Annotated in this window: 15 protein-coding genes and 1 pseudogene; 11 read left to right on the top strand and 5 right to left on the bottom strand. The window is 63.8% G+C overall.

Annotated features, from left to right (window positions below; translation table 11 throughout):
• The first annotated feature begins 270 nt into the window (after positions 1 to 270).
• Together AWB68_RS04495 and AWB68_RS04490 are read left to right on the top strand one after the other, a co-directional pair.
• The gene (locus tag AWB68_RS04495; RefSeq protein WP_235028202.1) at positions 271 to 1,179 is read left to right on the top strand and encodes an MBL fold metallo-hydrolase; all 909 of its coding nucleotides are present in this window, start codon (positions 271 to 273) and stop codon (positions 1,177 to 1,179) included.
• Between the two features lie 178 nt (positions 1,180 to 1,357).
• Positions 1,358 to 1,867 (top strand): GNAT family N-acetyltransferase, encoded by a 510-nt coding sequence (locus tag AWB68_RS04490; RefSeq protein ID WP_087643153.1) that lies wholly within the window; start codon positions 1,358 to 1,360, stop codon positions 1,865 to 1,867.
• Positions 1,868 to 1,978: 111 nt separating this feature from the next.
• Here the strand turns inward: AWB68_RS04490 and AWB68_RS04485 are convergent, their stop codons facing one another.
• The 3 genes from AWB68_RS04485 to AWB68_RS04475 form a co-directional block, all read right to left on the bottom strand.
• Entirely contained in the window at positions 1,979 to 2,296 is a 318-nt protein-coding gene (locus AWB68_RS04485; protein WP_087643152.1) for a DUF4148 domain-containing protein, read from the bottom strand.
• Positions 2,297 to 2,693: 397 nt separating this feature from the next.
• Positions 2,694 to 3,239 carry an SDR family oxidoreductase gene (locus tag AWB68_RS04480; RefSeq protein ID WP_235028201.1) on the bottom strand — a complete coding sequence of 182 codons (546 nt, stop codon included), beginning with the start codon at positions 3,237 to 3,239 and terminating at the stop codon, positions 2,694 to 2,696.
• Between the two features lie 255 nt (positions 3,240 to 3,494).
• Positions 3,495 to 4,949 (bottom strand): flavin-containing monooxygenase, encoded by a 1,455-nt coding sequence (locus tag AWB68_RS04475; protein WP_087643181.1) that lies wholly within the window; start codon positions 4,947 to 4,949, stop codon positions 3,495 to 3,497.
• Positions 4,950 to 5,278: 329 nt separating this feature from the next.
• Here AWB68_RS04475 and AWB68_RS04470 point away from each other — a divergent pair, with 329 nt between their 5' ends.
• From AWB68_RS04470 to AWB68_RS04430, 9 genes are read left to right on the top strand one after another with little or no spacing between them, the layout of a single operon-like run.
• Positions 5,279 to 6,811 (top strand): ABC transporter substrate-binding protein, encoded by a 1,533-nt coding sequence (locus tag AWB68_RS04470; RefSeq protein WP_235028200.1) that lies wholly within the window; start codon positions 5,279 to 5,281, stop codon positions 6,809 to 6,811.
• A gap of 3 nt (positions 6,812 to 6,814) precedes the next feature.
• Positions 6,815 to 7,735: an ABC transporter permease gene (locus tag AWB68_RS04465; protein WP_087643150.1), complete on the top strand. Its 921-nt coding sequence runs from the start codon at positions 6,815 to 6,817 to the stop codon at positions 7,733 to 7,735.
• A gap of 44 nt (positions 7,736 to 7,779) precedes the next feature.
• Complete coding sequence (locus AWB68_RS04460; RefSeq protein ID WP_160109967.1) at positions 7,780 to 8,580, top strand: ABC transporter permease; 801 nt, start codon at positions 7,780 to 7,782, stop codon at positions 8,578 to 8,580.
• Positions 8,577 to 9,590, top strand: coding sequence for an ABC transporter ATP-binding protein (locus tag AWB68_RS04455; RefSeq protein ID WP_087643148.1), 1,014 nt, complete (start codon positions 8,577 to 8,579; stop codon positions 9,588 to 9,590). Before AWB68_RS04460 ends, AWB68_RS04455 begins: the two co-directional genes overlap by 4 nt.
• Positions 9,587 to 10,573, top strand: a complete 987-nt coding sequence (locus AWB68_RS04450) for an ABC transporter ATP-binding protein (RefSeq protein ID WP_235028199.1) — start codon at positions 9,587 to 9,589, stop codon at positions 10,571 to 10,573. Before AWB68_RS04455 ends, AWB68_RS04450 begins: the two co-directional genes overlap by 4 nt.
• 12 nt (positions 10,574 to 10,585) lie before the next feature.
• On the top strand, positions 10,586 to 12,004 hold the full coding sequence (locus AWB68_RS04445; protein WP_087643147.1) for an LLM class flavin-dependent oxidoreductase: 1,419 nt from the start codon (positions 10,586 to 10,588) through the stop codon (positions 12,002 to 12,004).
• The gene (locus tag AWB68_RS04440; RefSeq protein WP_087643146.1) at positions 11,997 to 12,836 is read left to right on the top strand and encodes a TauD/TfdA dioxygenase family protein; all 840 of its coding nucleotides are present in this window, start codon (positions 11,997 to 11,999) and stop codon (positions 12,834 to 12,836) included. Before AWB68_RS04445 ends, AWB68_RS04440 begins: the two co-directional genes overlap by 8 nt.
• On the top strand, positions 12,833 to 14,218 hold the full coding sequence (locus tag AWB68_RS04435) for an LLM class flavin-dependent oxidoreductase (RefSeq protein ID WP_087643145.1): 1,386 nt from the start codon (positions 12,833 to 12,835) through the stop codon (positions 14,216 to 14,218). The genes AWB68_RS04440 and AWB68_RS04435 overlap by 4 nt, the downstream gene beginning before the upstream one ends.
• 26 nt (positions 14,219 to 14,244) lie before the next feature.
• A complete protein-coding gene (locus AWB68_RS04430; protein WP_087643144.1) occupies positions 14,245 to 15,450 on the top strand; it encodes an acyl-CoA dehydrogenase family protein in 1,206 nt (401 codons plus the stop codon).
• A gap of 46 nt (positions 15,451 to 15,496) precedes the next feature.
• Here AWB68_RS04430 and AWB68_RS49275 read toward each other — a convergent pair.
• Positions 15,497 to 15,622 (bottom strand): annotated as a pseudogene (locus AWB68_RS49275) (CmcJ/NvfI family oxidoreductase); the annotation flags it as partial.
• Positions 15,623 to 16,644: 1,022 nt separating this feature from the next.
• The gene (locus tag AWB68_RS51320; protein ID WP_374729551.1) at positions 16,645 to 16,785 is read right to left on the bottom strand and encodes a hypothetical protein; all 141 of its coding nucleotides are present in this window, start codon (positions 16,783 to 16,785) and stop codon (positions 16,645 to 16,647) included.
• Positions 16,786 to 16,819: the final 34 nt, after the last annotated feature.

Here is a 16,819-nt window from a genome sequence, read left to right as displayed (position 1 = left end):
ACCGGTGGAATGCGGCGCCCCGTCAAATCCTCCTGATGATTGCATCGATAGGCATCGCATGACCCGACGCGTGGCCGGCGATGTGCTTAAAGGTCGACATGCATCCCCATCCTCAAACGCCACGATGCATGGTGCATAAGGCGCCACACTGGATCGCAGCAGGAGCTTCCCATGACTTCCAACCCAGCCGACGACATCAACAGCAATGACCGCGAGAGCGTCCAAACCCCGAGATACCAGTGCGCCCAATGCATGGGCGGATTCGCGGCCGTGCCGAAATCCTCGCTTGCGCGCGAACCCGGTCCAAGCGGCTATCTGCTCGAAGAGATCAAGCCTGGCACCTTCTGGATCAACGCTGGAGGCTATGACACGCTATTCCTGTCGACAGGGCAAGGCGTTATCGTGATCGACGCCCCTCCTTCAATGCGAAGCGTGCTTCTCGATGCGATCAGATCGAAAACCACAGAGCCCATCACGCATGTGATCTATAGCCACTCACACTTCGATCACATCGGGGCGGCCGATATTTATCCGGACGCCGCCGTGCGCATTGCTCAGCAGAGCACCACGGACAAGCTTCGCAGCTACCAGGACCGCCGCCGACCCTGCCCCACCACTACATTCGCTGAGGAGTATTGCCTTGAAGTCGGAAACAAGCGGCTTGAACTACGCTATCGCGGCAACATCCACCAGCCCGGCAACATCTTTATCTACGAGCCTAGACAAAAGGTGCTGATGCTCGTGGACGTCGTCTTTCCGGGCTGGGTGCCGTTCAGGAACCTGGCCGTCGCCAACGATGTTCACGAGTTCATAGGCGCTCACGATCTCCTCCTTGCCTACGATTTCGATGTGATGGTCTGTGGCCACCTGACACGCTATGGAACGCGCGCCGATGTCGAGACGCAGCGCGAATATGTCCATCAGTTACGCAGCGCGTCCAAGGCTGCCCTCGCGTCCGTGAGCATCGAGGACATCGGCGCGCGGACTGGCTTCGACAACATCTGGGCGCTGATGGACGGCTACCTCGACGACATGGTCGACCGGGTCACGAACGAACTTCTGACCACACCGACATCGGACGGCCGCCTTTGGACGGACCGCCTCGGCGGTGCCGACGTCTGGACGCGGCATCACGCCTTCGCGATGATCCACGCGCTGCGGGTCGAGATTCCCGATTGACACGCGGCTGAATTCGAAGCACGTGAGCGTGCGGTCCGGAGGTTGCAAGAACGTTCTATCTGCGCCAGCAAAACTTCGGTACATTCGCGACATATCAACCTGCCGTCCGGGCGATCGAGCGTAAAAGAGAGCGCACGTTCGCGCCACGGGTACACATCGCCGTCCAGGGAGCCGCACTGTGAATGCCAGCCAGCCCAACAGGAACTGGAACGTCGTCAACTACCGTCCTGAGTTCAGGGACGGTGTTATCGACCTGATTCTGAAGATTCAGAACGTGGAAGCCAATCTCGACATATCACTCGACCAGCAACCCGACCTTCTGGACATCGAGTCCAGCTATCTGCGGACCGGCGGAGGGTTCTGGGTTGCGTTGAACCAGCAAGGCCAGGTGATCGGGACAATCGCACTCAAGCTTGAGACCGAGTCGGTTGCGGTCTTGAAGAAATTCTTCGTTGCAAAGGAGCACCGGGGCGCCGCGACAGGAATCGCTTCCGCGCTCTTCGAAACATTGCGGGCGTTTGCCGACTCGCGAAGCGTAAAGACCATCATCCTGGATACCCCTTCCTCGTCGAGGCGATCCCACGCGTTCTACATTAAAAGCGGCTTCCGCCAGATCGACAAATCCGAAGCGCCGATCCAGTACGACTACCCGGACAGGGATTCGCTGCTTTTCCGCCTCGACCGCTGACTGATATTCCGGCCCGGCGAGGGCTCGAGTCCTCTCGCTGCTGATGCCACTCGCAAGTTTCTTTTCACCAGACCTGAAGTGATGCAGTAAATCGCGATCCGAACCGACGTATCAAGGACGGTTGTAGTCCACGGGATTCACGCTGTCAGTTGCGTGCAGGCTCCGCCCGCCAGCCTCCGAGATACTCTCGGTCGATCCTCCATACGACGATGCACCCGCGTTCAGCGCATCCACCCGCTTCTGCGCCGCTTGTAGCGCTTCGGGGTAATTGGCCTGGTCACCGCCCTGGCTATAGCCCGCTCGTTGAAGTTGCGCCAATTCGGACTTCACCTGCGCACGGGTGACGGGATCGTTGTTCTGCGCGTGTGCAAGCACAGGCGAAGCCAGAGCCGAAGCGAGGATGACTGCCGAAACGATTGTCTTGAACATGATGAACCTCCAGACTCGATTGATGGAAACGCGGCAATCGGGTGAGACCTGTTCCGGTTGCTTCGTCGTTGGAAAGCAGTCTAGGCGTACGGTGGCAAGTCAGAAACGGGCGCGGGAAGAAGGGATACTTCTCCGGAATGCATCAATCCCGTGGGACTGCGATTCCTGGAGGTTCAGTTGAACCCGGATCGACGCGATTCGGCGCGCTTGGCGTCGCCAGCGCGCCGGGTTCCGGGCCTCTCTTCTGCGCGCCAAGGGCGGAGCAGGACGCCCGCCCTTCAGCAATATTCGACGCACCACTTTGCGGTAGTTGCAGACATCGAAGGCAAGCATGAGTCTCTATTGGCAAGCAGCCCGGCTTTCGACAACTTCCTCGGCTCCTTGCAAAAGCCGAGCCTCAGACCTGCGCCCTGCCGCCGTCGACGAACATCTCGATGCCCGTTATGTAACTCGCGTCATCGGATCCGAGAAACGATACCGCTTTGGCGATCTCGTCGGCTTCGCCGACGCGACCTAGCGGCGTCGTTTCACTCACTTCCTTGCGATAGGCATCGATCTGCTCATCGGTGAGCTTGAGTTCCGACTTGCAGGCCGGCGTGACCACCACACCGGGCGAGACCACGTTGACACGGATGTCGCGGCCCCTGAGATCGGTGGCCCACGTCCGCGCAAACGAGCGCAGAGCCGCCTTTGTCGCGGCATAGACGCCGAATGCCGGCATGCCCTGGATCGAAGCGATCGAACCGGTGATCACGATGGCACTGCCGGGTGGCATCAAAGGCAGCGCGTTTTGAACGGTGAACACAGTGCCTTTGACGTTGATGCCGAAGTACTTGTCGAACTGCGCCTCGGTAATCTGGCCGAGTGGCGAGAATTCGCCGCCGCCCGCGTTTGCAAACAGAATGTCGAGGCGCCCGTGCGCTTCGGACACGATCCGGAACATGCGCTGCGGGTCTTCCGCCAACGAGATGTCGCGCGAATGCCTGTCGCGCCGTGGCCGATGCTCTCGACTGCCGCGTCGAGCTCGGCCTGTCGGCGTCCGGAAATGTAGACGGTCGCGCCTTCGCGCGCGAAGCGCGCACCTTGCCACGGCCATTGCGGTTTTGGGGATCGTCCATACGCTCGCGTTCAGAAGGCGCCTGGTGCAACGGCTGTTTGTGTAACCGGATCGGCGGGTGAGTTCCCGGCCTTTCAGCCCTCAGCCCGCCGATTCAACGTCGGTCTCACGATAGACACGGTGCTCATACTGCGCCGCGTCGAAATCCGCCGGAACGTCGGCATTCATGCGCGCCTCGTGCGCATCGAGGTCCTCGAGGAACAAGTCCTGGCTGATGCGCCGGATCACGACGGGAATGTCGCGCTTCATGCACGGCACGTCGCCGACCGGCACGCCGCGACTCACGAACCCCGCCGGATTGAAGACATGGATATTCTTCAGGTATGGCGCTGTGCCCGGCCTCTTTTCCAGATATTCGAGCGCGTCGCCGAGATAGGGATGTGCGCCGAGCGCGTCATCGCGTTCATCGGGTGCGGGCGCGTGGCGGTGGCGCCAGAGCAGCACATGATCGGCGACGTGCGCCAGTTCGGGCCGCGCATGGAGGTCGACGGCGTAGCCCGTACCCGCGATCACGAAATCGAACTCGAACGAACCATCGCCGGCACGCGCCCGAACCCGCTCGCCCGCCACAGCCGCTTCCTGCCAGGGCGCTCCAAGATGCAGATGAAAGTTGGAAAAGCCCGTCACGCGCGCCACTGCATCGGCGGGCGCCGTCGAGCCGGCGCGCCTGAAGCGCAACGCTTGTCGCCAGCGCACCGCATCGGGCAGCGCGGGAAAGTTGTCGTACGCGCCCGGATAGGCGCGCGCGCGGCTAACCGGCTCCGCTGCCAGCGCGGCGCGCCGCACGAACAGATGCACGTCGGCGGCGCCCGCTTCCAGCGCCGTCGCCGCGGCATCGAAAGCCGAAGCCGCGCCGCCGACCACCGCCACCGACTTGCCGGAGAGCGATGCGAAGTCGATGGCATCGGACGTGTGCGCAAGACGGTTCGACGGTAGTCCCGTGAGCGGCGGCACGATGTTGGGCTTGCCGTTGCCCGCGACACCGTTGCAGAGAACGATCTTGCGCGCGGTCTCCACGCGCTGCTCGACGCCTTCCGCCGTGCGAATCGTCAGATGCAGTCTGAAATGCGTGCCCACTGGCTCGACGAGTGTGAGCGTCGTACCGTAACGAATCGGGATGTCGAGGAAATGCCTGTACCAGGCGAGATACTCGGCCCATTGGGCGCGCCCGATGCGCTCGATGTCCGCATAAGAAGCCTCGCCGTGACGCGCTTCGTGCCATGCCTGAAAGCTCAGCGCGGGCAGCCCGGCTTCGGGCCCCGCGAGCGACTTAGGCGTGCGCAGGCGGTTCATTCTTGCAAACGTGGTCCAGACGCCGGCGTGCGTTTCGTCGGGCGCGGCATCGATCACGCTCACCCGGCCGATGCCCGCGCGCCGCAGCCCAAACGCGAACGCCGCGCCAGTCTGTCCGCCGCCGACGATCACGACGTTGTGATCGATGTCAGGACGGCCGATGACCCAATCCTCCGGATCGGGGCCGATGAGTCGAAGCGTCTCGCGCGCGTAGTGGTCGTAGTCGAGCGGCGGTACGGTCATGAACGGGCATCCGAATAAATGTGTCGAGAAATCGAGTATCGGGCGATCGTCGCTCGCCGCAAACAAACGATTCATGCTTTCGAATTCACGGCAGCGCATCGTGCGCCGCGCAGGCTTTACCGAACGGCGCATCCTTCATGACAGCCGCTGCAAAGGTCCTGACCGCCGGGTTGATATCGATATGCGATTAAGTCGTTTCGAATCGACGATGTGCCAGTTCATCATGCTGCATTCGTGTTCATTCTCCTTCCGGCGAGGCGAGACCTGTCCTCGCCCAGCACTTCGACCAACCCATGCGCATCCTATCGTCAGTCCTTCGCGGACTGGTTTTGACCGCCGCTTTGTCCGGCGCTTTCATCGAACCTTCACTCGCGGCAAGCACGGCACCCGCGGTCGATCGCGACACCGTCGTGATCGGTGTCGAGAAGGAGTTCTACAACCTCGACGGACTCGTGGCCGTAAGCGGCGATTCGCTGCGCTATGGCTGGCAGATCTACGACACGCTCTATGGATTCGATTTGAAGGGCAATCTCGTGCCGCGTCTTGCCACGAACGTCAAGGTCTCCGACGATTCACGCGTGTTCACCTACAAGCTGCGTCCCAACGTGAAGTTCCACAACGGCGCGACGCTCACATCGCGCGACGTGAAGGCATCGCTCGAACACATACTCGATCCGCGCAGCAAGAGCACGCGTCGCCCGTTCTTCGCGCCGGTCGTCGATTCCGTCGAAACGCCCGACGACCTCACCGTCGTGTTCAGGCTGAAAACGCCCGATGGCGCATTCGCGAACAAGATCGCCGGCTACCTGTACATCATCCCGGCCGACTATCTCGCGAGCCTGCCGAATCCCGATGCGTTCGCACAGAAGCCCATCTCGCTCGGGCCGTACAAGTTCAAATCGCTTGCGCCGGGCGGAAGCGAACTCGTGCTCGAACGCTTCGACGACTACTGGGGCGAGAAGCCGCACGTCAAGACGCTCATCTTCCGCGCGATCACGGAGCCCGCTAGCCGCGTCAATGCGGTGCTGCGCGGTGAAGTCGATCTGTCGGTGGCGCTGCCCTTCTCCGACTATGCGCGCCTCAAGAAGGAAAGCGGACTGGATGTGATCGAAAGCCGCGTGGCCTCGCCCGTCTACGTGCGCGTCTACACCAGCGACAAGACCTCGCCGTTCTCGAACGTCAAAGTGCGCCAGGCGTTGAGCTATGCGATCGACACCCACGCCATCATCAAGAGCGTGCTGTACGGCGTGGGCGAACCGCTCGGTACGATGATCTCCAACTACTACCCCTACGGCGCGGACCACTCGATCAAGCCGTACCCGTACGATCCGGCCAAGGCGAAGGCGCTGCTCGCGGAAGCGGGCTATCCGAAGGGCTTCGACACGACGCTCAACATTCAGGGCGACATGCCGCAGGGCGTCGCCGAAGCGATCGCGGCCTACTGGGGACAAGTCGGCGTGAAGGTCAAGCTCAATCGACTGACCTACGCGACCTTCCAGCGCCTGAATAACACGCACACGTCCGGGCCGCTCGCCTTGAGCCAGTTCACCAACGCGCTGTACGACCCCGTGCATCCGGTGAGCGGCGCGTTCGCATCGAACGGAAGCTGGTCCGACTATTCGAATCCGAAGGTGGATGCGCTGCTCGCCGATGTCTCCAAGGTGAGCGACACGGCGAAGCGCGGCGAAGTCTTCCAGCAGATCGGCCGCGAGCTTCACGACGATGCCGCCGCCTTCTTCATCTCCGAGTTCACCTATGTGTACGCGAAGAAGAAGACGCTGCAATGGCAGCCGCAACAAGGCGGCGGCTTCCTGAACTTCCGCACCATCCAGTGGGCGCCGCAGAGCGTGGCCGGGAACTGAGCGATGCTTTTTTATGCCCTGCGGCGCCTCGGCTCGGCCCTGATCACGGTCTGGCTGATGTCGGTCCTGATCTTCGTGCTGGTGCGCATGGTGGGCGATCCCGCCTATCTGTTGATGCCGCCCGAAGCCACCGAGGCGGACCGCCAGCTATTTCGCGAGCAACTGGGTCTTGCTGATCCCGTGCCGTTGCAATACGTGCGCTTTCTGGCCGGCATCCTGCGCGGGGATATGGGCAACTCGTTCCACTTCGGCGCCCCGGCGCTGTCGATGGCGCTAGGCCGGCTGGGTTCGAGCCTCGTGCTCGTGGGGATCTCGCTCGCACTGGCGCTTGCCGTCGGGCTGCTGCTCGGCGTTGCGTCGGCGGTGCGGCGCGGCTCGTGGATCGATCGCTCTGCGTCGCTCTTCGCAGTGCTCGGACAGGCCGCGCCGCCGTTTTTCGTCGCCCTGCTGCTGATCCGGCTCTTCTCCGTGCAATGGGGCTGGCTGCCCACCGGAGGGCACGGCACCTGGCGCCATCTGGTCCTGCCCGTGATGGCGCTCGCGTGGTATTCGGCGGCGGGCATCGCGCGCCTCACGCGCGCCAACTTGCTGACCGTGCTTGAAGCCGACTACATCCGCATGGCGCGCATCAAGGGCCTGCCCGAGCGTGTCGTGATCGGCACGCATGCACTCAGGAACGCGGCGCTGCCGATCGTCGCGTTCACCGCCTCGCAGTTCGGCGTGTTGATCGGCGGCGCGGTGGCGATCGAAACGGTGTTCTCGTGGCCCGGCTTTGGCAGCCTCATGGTCGAAGCCATCAGCACGCTCGACTTCACCGTGGTGCAGGCCGCCGTGATCGTGTCCGTGCTGCTGTTCGTCTCGATCAATCTGGCAGTCGATGTGCTCTATGCGCTCATCGATCCGCGCATCCGGTATCGCTCATGAGCGCACGCTTTCTTTCCCTTGACCCTGAGCACGCTGGTGCCCGCATGAGCGTGACGTTCATGGCCGGCGTGCTCGCGGCGATCGTCGCGGGATCGGCGCTCGCGCCCTGGCTCTCGAGTGTCGATCCCAACGCGATCGATCTGTCGGCCACGTTCCAGGCGCCCGGCTGGCACCACTGGTTCGGCACGGACCAGATGGGCCGCGACGTCTTCACGCGCACGCTGTTCGGCGGCCGCATCTCGCTGTCGATCGCGTTCTGCGCGGTGCTGCTGGCGGGCTTCTTCGGCGCGCTGGCGGGTTTGCTGTCGGCCTATCTCGGCGGACGTTTCGATGCGACGCTGATGCGCATCGTCGACGCGCAGTACGCGCTTCCGCCCGTGTTCCTCGCGATGCTGATCGTCGGCATCTGCGGGCCGAGCATCGCGAACATCGTGATCGTCGTGACGCTGGCGAACTGGGGGCGCTTCGCGCGCATCATCCGCGCCGAGGCGCTCAGTCTGCGCGAGCGCGACTTCATCCTGATCGCGAAGCTGGCGGGCGCGTCGCCGCTCTACGTCGCGTTGCGCCATCTGTTGCCCAATGTGCGCAACACCTTCGTCGTGCTGCTGACGCTCGACATCGGCCTCGTGATTTTCATGGAAGCGGCGTTGAGCTTCGTCGGTCTCGGCGTGCAGCCGCCCGATCCTTCGTGGGGCGGCATGATCGCCGAAGGCCGCAATTATCTCGATACCGCGTGGTGGCTCTCCGCGCTGCCGGGGCTCGTGCTGATCGCCACCGTGCTATGCAGCAATCGCATCGGTGAGTACCTGCAAGGCGGCGAACGTGCCGATGGAGACTGGCAATGAGCGGCACAGTGCTGACAGTCGACAATCTCGTGGCCGAAGCGCGCTCTTCGGATGGCCCCGTGCGTCTCGTCGATGGCGTGAGCTTCGCCGTGCGCGCGGGCCGCACGCTCGGTCTCGTCGGCGAATCCGGCTCCGGCAAGAGCGTGACGTGTCTCTCCGTGCTCGGCTTGCCGCCGCGCGGCGTGCGCATCGCCGGGGGCCGCATCCTGCTCGGCGGCCACGACTTGCGCGGCAAGACGCCCGCCGAACTGAACACGCTGCGCGGCCGCGAGATCGGCATGATCCTGCAAGACCCGATGACTTCGCTCAACCCGCTCCTGACGATTGGCCGGCAGATCACCGAGATGTTCCGCTATCGCGACGGCATCAAAAGCCGCGAGGAACGGGAGGCGCGTGCGATCGATCTGCTGCGGCGGGTGCGCATTCCCGCGCCCGAGAGCCGCTTGAACAGCTATCCGCATCAGTTCAGCGGCGGCATGCGACAGCGCGTGGCGATCGCGATGAACCTCGCGTGCGATCCGCGCCTGTTGATCGCGGACGAGCCGACCACCGCGCTCGACATCACCGTGCGCCTGCAAATCCTCGATCTGCTTCGCGACGTGCAGGCCGAGCGCGGCACCGCAATCGTGCTCGTCACGCATGACCTGCACCTGGTGCGCCGCTACTGCGACCACGTCGCGGTGATGTATGCGGGACGCATCGTTGAGCAGGGTCCGGTCGAGAAAATCTTCGCGCGGCCCCGGCATCCTTATACGAAGGGGCTGCTCGGGGCGGTGCCGCGTCTGCATGGCGTGCAGCATCGGCTGACTGTGATTCCGGGGCAGCCGCCCTTGCCGGGCAGCATCGCGGAGGGTTGCCGGTTCGCGCCGCGTTGCCCGCGCGCGCAAGCCGACTGCCTGAGCGCGTACCCCGCCACCCGCGAACTGGACGAACACCGCAGCGTCGCATGCTGGCATCTCGAACCGAACGAGATCGCGGTGGATTCTCTCCTCGCGACGGCCACCTTATGAGCACGCTGGAATCGCAGGCATCGGCCATCCGCGTCTCGGACATCGGGCGCACTTTCCCCGTGCGCGGCGGCCTCTTCTCACGGCCGAAGATGCTGCGCGCCGTGGAGAATGCGTCCTTCGTGCTGCCGCGCGGCGGCACGTTCGGGCTGGTCGGCGAATCGGGCTCCGGCAAATCCACGCTCGCCAGGATCATCCTCGGCGCGGATGAACCGACGCGCGGCGAAGTGCGCTTCGGCGAGCGCGTATTCGGCAAGCGTGCGCGTGAGAGCGACACGCGCTGGCGGCAGCGTGCGGTGCAGGCGGTGCTGCAAGACCCGTTCGGCTCGCTCGATCCGCAGATGCGCATCGGCGAGATCGTGCTCGAACCGTTGCGCATCCAGCGCAGAGGATTCGCGCGCGACGCGCTGGAGAAGCGCCTCCTCGAACTGCTCGCGCAAGTGGGCCTGCCCGCCGAATTCAGGCGCCGCCGCCCCGGCGAACTGAGCGGCGGCCAGCGTCAGCGCGTGGCGATCGCACGCGCGCTCGCGCTGGAACCGGAGATTCTCGTGCTCGACGAGCCGGTCTCGGCGCTGGACGTATCGATTCAGGCGCAAGTGCTCAACTTGCTGAAAGACCTTCAGGACGCGCTCGGCCTCTCCTATCTGCTGATCTCGCATGATCTCGCCGTCGTCGCGTTCATGAGCAGCCATATCGGCGTGCTCTATCTCGGACGCTTCATGGAGCAAGGCACGCGCGACGACATCGTGGAGCGCGCGGCGCATCCCTACACGCATGCGCTGATCGCCGCATCCGAGCCGGATGCGCTCGACGTTCAGGCGATCGGCGGAGAGATCCCGTCGCCGCTTGCGCCGCCTGCGGGATGTGTCTTTCACACGCGCTGCCCGGCCGCACGAGAGGTGTGCCGCAAGGAAGCGCCGCCCGAACATCGGCTATCGGCGACCCATCGCGTCACATGCCACTTCCCCATCACATCGAAGGCATAAAGGACTTGCGCCATGTCGAAGGAAATCCGCATCAACGCCTTCCTGGCCTTCGCGCCGACGCATCTGTCGCCTGGGCTCTGGGCGCATCCGCGCGACCGCGCGCTCGCCTACAACTCGCTCGCGCTCTGGACCGACCTTGCGCGCACGGCCGAACGCGGCGGCTACGACGCGCTTTTCTTCGCCGACGGCATCAGCCAGTACGACGTCTACGGCGGATCGAATGCCGCGGGCGTGCGCTGGGGATTGCAGTTTCCCCGGCTCGATCCGCTCCTGCTCGTCTCCGCGATGGCGCAAGTCACCGAGCATCTCGGCTTCGCCGTCACGAGCAGCGTGAGCTATGAGGCGCCGTTCCTGTTCGCGCGCCGCATGTCGACGCTCGATCATCTGACGCGTGGACGCATCGGCTGGAACATCGTGACGAGCTTCGGGCAAAGCGGCTCGCGCGCGATCGGCCAGCAGGATGCGCGTCCGCACGACGAGCGCTACGACCTCGCCGATGAATACATGGAGATCGTCTATCGGCTGTGGGAGGAAAGCTGGGAAGAAGGCGCGGCGGTACGCGACGCGCAGGCACGCGTGTTCGCGGACCCGCGCCGCGTGCATGAGATCCGGCACGAGGGCAAATTCTTTTCGATGCAGGGCACGCATTACTCGGAGCCTTCGCCACAGCGCACGCCTTTGCTTTATCAGGCGGGCACATCGAATCGCGGCAAGGCGTTCGCCGCGCGCCACGCCGAATGCGTGTTCCTGAGTTCGCCGACCGCCAGTCTCGTCGCGCGCGATGTCGCGGAGATTCGCGAGCGCGCCGCCGCGCTCGGGCGCGATCCGGCGTCGGTGTTGTTCTTTGCGCTTGCGACGGTGATCGTCGCGCCGACTTCGGAAGAGGCGCAGGCGAAATGGCAGGACATCCAGCGCCACGTGAGCCTGGAAGGGGCGCTCGCGCTCTTCTCACGCTGGAGCGGCATCGACCTGTCGAAGTACAGTCCCGATGATCCGCTGCGCTATGTGAAGAGCGAAGGCATGCAGTCGGCCATCGAAGCGTTCACCGTCGCCGATCCCGAGCGTGTGTGGACCATCGGCGAACTGGCGATCTTCAACGCGATCGGCGGCAAGGGGCCGGTGTTCATCGGCTCGCCAACCGAAGTGGCCGATGCGCTCGAACGCTGGAAAGCGCAGACGGGCATCGATGGCTTCAATCTCAGCCACGCGCTGTTGCCGGGCACGCACGAGGACTTCGTCGATCTCGTCGTGCCCGAACTGCGGCGGCGCGGCGTCTATAAGCCCGCGTACCGCCCCGGCACGCTGCGAGAGAAGCTCTACGGCGAAGGCGCCGCGCATCTCGCAGCACCCCATCCCGCCGCCCGGCATCGCGCCGCCCATCATCCCTCTGATTCCCGCACTGCACCCAGCAAGGACGAAACCCATGCTTGATACCGCTTACGAGACCATCACCGTAGAGCCGCTCACGCGCCGTATCGGCGCGCAGATCGGTGGCATCGACCTGACCCGGCCGCTCACGCCCGAGCAAGTGTCGGACGTGCGCCGCGCACTGCTCGCGCATCAGGTCATCTTCTTTCGGGATCAGCCGATCAGCCTGGACCAGCACCTTGCGCTCGGCCGCTACTTCGGCACGCTGCACGTGCATCCGAACAGCCCTGGCCCCGATGGCTACCCCGAAATCCTGCGGATTCACAGCGATGCGAGCTCGAAGGCCGTCGCGGGCGACCGCTGGCATTCGGACGTCTCGTGCGACGAAATACCGCCGCTTGGCAGCATCCTGCACCTGCACACGCTGCCTTCGCACGGCGGCGACACGCTCTTTTCCAGCTCGTATGCGGTGTACGAATCGCTCTCGCCGGGCTTGCGGGCCTATCTCGAAGGCCTGAGCGCCACGCACGACGGCGAGCCGACCTACCGGCAGCGCAACCGCCTGCGCGGCATCGACGATGCCGGGAAAAAATTCCCGAAGGCCTCGCATCCGGTGGTGCGCACCCATCCCGAGACAGGACGCCGGGGGGTCTTCGTCAATTCGAACTTCACGACGCATATCGACAACGTGCCGGCAGCCGAAAGCGAAGGCATCCTGCGCCTGCTCTTCGCACGCTTCGCGGCGCCCGAGTTTCAGGTGCGCTTTCGCTGGGAGCCGCATTCGATCGCTTTCTGGGACAACCGCGCGGTCCAGCATCTCGCCGTGTGGGACTACCACCCCGAAGTGCGCTCGGGCTATCGCGTGACGATCAACGGAGACAAGCCGTACCTATGACTTCCGCCGCATCGAATCCGAAAAAGGAAATTCGCGTCAACGCGTTCGCGCTGCATAGCCCGGTGCATCACTCGCCGGGCATGTGGCGGCATCCGCGCGACCGCTCCCTGCACTACAACACGCTCGACTACTGGGTCGATCTCGCTAAGACGCTGGAACGCGGCCTGATCGATTCGCTCTTCATGGCCGACAGCGTGGGCGTGAACGACGTGCACGGCGGCAGCATCGACACCGCCCTGCGCCATGGCGCGCAGGTGCCCAAGCAGGACCCGGTCATGTCGCTCTCCGCGATGGCCTACGCCACGCACGATCTCGGCCTCTGTGTGACGAGCAACGCCAATCACGAGCCGCCCTACGTATTCGCGCGCCGCATGTCGACCCTCGATCATCTGACACGCGGGCGCATCGGCTGGAACATCGTCACGGGCTTCGCACAGAGCAGCGTCAAGGTGCTCGGCAAGGACGCGATCGCCTCGCGCGACGAGCGCTACGACATCGCCGATGAATACATGGACGTGGTCTACAAGCTGTGGGAAAGCAGTTGGGAAGACGGCGCGAGCGTACGCGATACGGCCACCGGCGTGTTCGCCGATCCTTCGAAGGTGCATCGCGTCGATCATCAGGGCAAGTACTTCAGGGTGCAGGGCATCCACATGACCGAGCCTTCGCCGCAGCGCACGCCGGTCCTGTTCCAGGCGGGATCGTCCGCACGCGGCCAGCGCTTCGCGGGACGTCATGCCGAAGGCATCTACCTGAGCGGGCCGAGCAAGAAGGTGCTGACACCCGTGGTCGCGGGCACGCGGGCTGAAGCGGTGAAGGCCGGCCGCGACCCGCGCGACATCCAGTTCTTCACGATGGCGACGATCATCACGGGCCGCACCTCACGCGAGGCGCGCGACAAGTACGAGGACTATCGCCGCTACGTGACGCCCGAAGCCGCGCTCGCGATGTTCTCGGGCTGGACCGGCATCGACTTCTCGACCTACGATCCCGACGAGCCGATCCGCTACATGCAGCTCGACGCGGGCACGTCGTCGGCGCTGGAGGGCTTCACGCGGCTCGATCCGGAGCGCGTCTGGACGGTGCGCGAACTCGCACTGCACAACGCGATCGGCGGACGCGGGCCGGTTTTCATCGGCGCGCCCGGCGAGGTGGCCGACGCGCTCGAAGACTGGGTCGATGAAACCGGCATCGACGGTTTCAACCTGAGCTATGCGGTCACGCCGGAAGCCTACGAAGACTTCGCCGAGTTCATCGTGCCCGAGTTGCAGGGGCGTGGACGCTACAAGACGCGCTACGCGCCCGGCACCCTGCGCGAAAAACTCTCCGGGCACGGCAGGCTGCTCAACCCTCGTCATCCCGGCGCTGCTTTCCGCCGATAACCTTCCCATCTTTCGCGAATCCCGACATGAGCATCGAACCCTCCAGGCGTCTCTCCGACGCGCTCGCCACCCTGCCCGCGCTGGCGGAAGAAATCGGCGTCGACGCGGCCCAACGCGAAATTCGCCGGGAACTGCCCTTCTCGGCCTTCGACGCGTTCCGGCGCTCTGGCCTCGGCGCGCTGCGCATTCCCGTCGAACGCGGCGGACTCGGCGGCACCCTCGAAGACGCGATCCACGTCGTCACGACGCTGGCCGCCGCCGAATCCAATGTCGCGCACGCATTGCGCGTGCATTTCGACGTGGTCGAGTCGATGCGCCTCGCGCCGCATACGCCCTTTCACGACCGGCAAGTGAGCCGCATCGTCGAGGGTGCGCTATTCGGCGGCGCGTCGGGCGAACAAGGCACGGCGCGCGCGGGCGAGATCGAAACCGTCCTGCGGCGCGACGGCGACCACTTTCGCGTTACGGGCAAGAAGTACTACACGACCGGCACCGCTTACGCCGACTTCGTGCGCACGAACCTCGTGGACGAACAAGGCCACGGCGTGACGGCGGTCATCCCCGTACGCTCCAAAGGGCTCGAGGTGCTCGACGACTGGGACGGCATGGGCCAGCGCATGACGGCGAGCGGCAGCGTCGTGTTCGACGACGTCAAGGTCGATCCGAACGAAGTGGTCGCGAAAGGCTACGCATCGCTCGTCGGACGGCATGGCGGCGCGTATCGGCAACTGCATCTGGTGGCGGTGGCCGCGGGCATCGTGCGCAATATCGTGTCCGATGCGCGTGCCTACGTCACGGCTCATGGCCGTCCGGTGTTGCACTCCACCGCGCCGACGGCCCGCGAGGACGTGTTCATCCAGCAGGTCGTGGGCGAGCTCTCGGCACTCAGCCACACCATCGACGTGCTGGTGCGCGACAACGCACGCACGCTCGGGATTTCGTCGGATGCGATCCTGCGCGGCGATGCGGCGGCGGACGAACTCGCGCTGCAAGGCGCACTCGCAACGGCGCGCACGCAGATCATCGTGGGCAAGCTGGCGCTGCAAGCGGGCGAGCGTCTGTTCGATGCCGGCGGCGCATCGGCGACCTCGCGCAAGCATAACTTCGACAGGCACTGGCGCAACCTGCGCACGATCTTCAGCCACAACCCGCTGCATCACAAGGCCAAGGTCATCGGCGACTATGTGCTCAACGGAGTGAAGACGCACCTGGTGGAAGGGCGCACGTTCTAGGCCGGTGACGCTCGGGGGGTGTTGCTTGCCCCCCGGCAACACCTCGGAAAAACAGCAGCGTGCGCAACTCGATGCTGCGGCGAGGCCGCGCATCGGACGGCGAGGTCGGATCGTCGAAGGCGGTATGCGCCGTGAGACGCACGATGCCGTCGCCCGCTGAATCGTAGATCTCTCTCGATGGCTTGGCGATCAAGCGCGGGCACGAGGCTCCAGAGAAGGCGGTTCGACCATGAAGTCATAGGGCAGCACGGACGTTTGCCGCAGGCATTCGGCCAGTCCACAGGCATCCGCGAAACGCGTAGGTGCTTGCCAGGAGCAATCGGATGCGATCCCGGATTCGGCGCGCGGTGGAGTCGCTGATCCCGACGCTGAGTTGTCTATCGACTGCCGCGTGACGTCGGAGCGGAGCTCACCGGCTTCCGGTTTTGGACAGGCGAAAGACCGCTTTCTCTGGTATGTCGCTTGGTGAGTGATTAAGCGCTGCCAGGACAATGTCTTGTCGAAGAGTGTCACCCACCTCGTGCGCAAAACGGGGAATGTGTTACCGCGCATGGCGCCGAAGAGAACACGCTCAGCATCAAGTTCACGAAGTTTCGAGATGATGCTGGGGTAGCAGGACCGTCACGCCGTACACGCCACCCTCTTTCCACGAGACCCGATCACTCACCGCGACGTCGACCATCCTCAACGGGTGGATCAACGGGTCAACGAGCAGTCGCCACCCGCGCAAGGTCGCATCCGACGGACGCATGACGCGAAACATCGATGTCAAGTTTTGCCACCAATCCAGCCTATTTAAGACTTATCGCATGGACGCATTCAAGGCTTGACTAACACCGTTTTCGACGTGTTGCATTCATGCCCGGATTGCTTATTTAGGATGGCGTAGTCCATTACAATACGCGCCTTGAATCTTTGCCCGTTCGCGGGCGCGGGGGAATTGCCATGTCTTTGCTCGACGTGGACTCCATCGATTACATCGGCGTCAACATCCTTTTAAAAAAAATAGGAATAAAGGCCCGTTAATTATTATAGTTCAATGACTTAGCCATTCTTCTGGCATCGTTAAAACCAACAATCCTGCACACTTACACACACGTAAAAACAACGACTTACAACGTGGTTTTGGACCGTTGAACGGACCATCGAACAAGTCGCCCGACTCGAATTTCTGCGGCCTCTCCCGGATACGATTCAAGCTTTAGAGTTTCTCGGCCAGTCAGTTCCGGATAATTCCGATATCGGCAAACAAAGCTGATAAGCCACCGGCAGGATTACCTCTTCGGTGGCCATCGACAGGCTCACGGCCATCTGGCAATTATCCTGCCTCCCAATTGCCCACAGTATTCCCGCGCCAACGCCGACCGAT

Origin of the sequence: Caballeronia choica (assembly GCF_001544535.1) — a bacterium.
Taxonomy (GTDB): Bacteria; Pseudomonadota; Gammaproteobacteria; order Burkholderiales; family Burkholderiaceae; genus Caballeronia; species Caballeronia choica.
This window is presented reverse-complemented; position numbering and strand designations above follow the sequence as displayed.